Below are 725 nucleotides of genomic sequence, written 5' to 3' on the forward strand. Positions count from 1 at the left end.
GAGCCAGGATCAAACTCTCAAATAAAAGTTTATCAGGCTCAGATACTATTGTTATCAAAATATCTGGCTTTATGGTTTGTTTCTTGTTTTATAAATTAACCTACTGTTTAATTTTCAAAGTTCTTTAAATTATTGTGGTGGGCCATCAGGGACTCGAACCCCAGACCTACCGGTTATGAGCCGGGCGCTCTAACCAACTGAGCTAATGGCCCACAATAATTTGGTGCCGAAGACCGGAATCGAACCGGTACGAGAGGTAAGTCCCGCAGGATTTTAAGTCCTGTGCGTCTGCCAGTTCCGCCACTTCGGCACATCACCTGGCTATGTCCTACTCTCCCAGGCAGTTTCCCACCAAGTACCATCAGCGCTAGAGAGCTTAACTTCTGTGTTCGGAATGGGAACAGGTGTATCCTCTCTGCTATTATAACCAGATTATTGTCTAAATTTTCATTTATCTTTTTTCTAAGACAAGTATTATAATAACATCTTTGTCTTATTATGTCAATACTTTTTTCATTCGATTTATAGCTTATAAAACTCTTAAAAATCTCTAATTATTGACAAATTTAAATACATAGAGTTAACACTCTAAAAACTGCATATATATTTTAATTAATGAACATCAAATAAATATTGGTCAAGTCCTCGACCTATTAGTATCGATAAGCTAAATACATTGCTGCACTTACACCTTCGACCTATCAACCAGATAGTCTTTCTGGGGT

Annotated in this window: 2 tRNA genes and 2 rRNA genes; all 4 read right to left on the reverse strand. The window is 37.7% G+C overall.

Going from position 1 to position 725, the window contains the following annotated elements:
• Nucleotides 1-135: 135 nt before the first annotated feature.
• Nucleotides 136-212, reverse strand: a tRNA-Ile gene (locus KGF45_RS19550).
• Nucleotides 213-221: 9 nt separating this feature from the next.
• Nucleotides 222-310 (reverse strand) — tRNA-Leu (locus KGF45_RS19555).
• A 5-nt stretch (nucleotides 311-315) separates the two neighbouring features.
• Nucleotides 316-432: ribosomal RNA gene (gene rrf, locus KGF45_RS19560) — 5S ribosomal RNA — on the reverse strand.
• A 201-nt stretch (nucleotides 433-633) separates the two neighbouring features.
• A 23S ribosomal RNA gene (locus KGF45_RS19565) occupies nucleotides 634-725 on the reverse strand; the annotation flags it as partial.

Source organism: Clostridioides sp. ZZV14-6154, assembly GCF_020657785.1.
Taxonomy (GTDB): domain Bacteria; phylum Bacillota; class Clostridia; order Peptostreptococcales; family Peptostreptococcaceae; genus Clostridioides.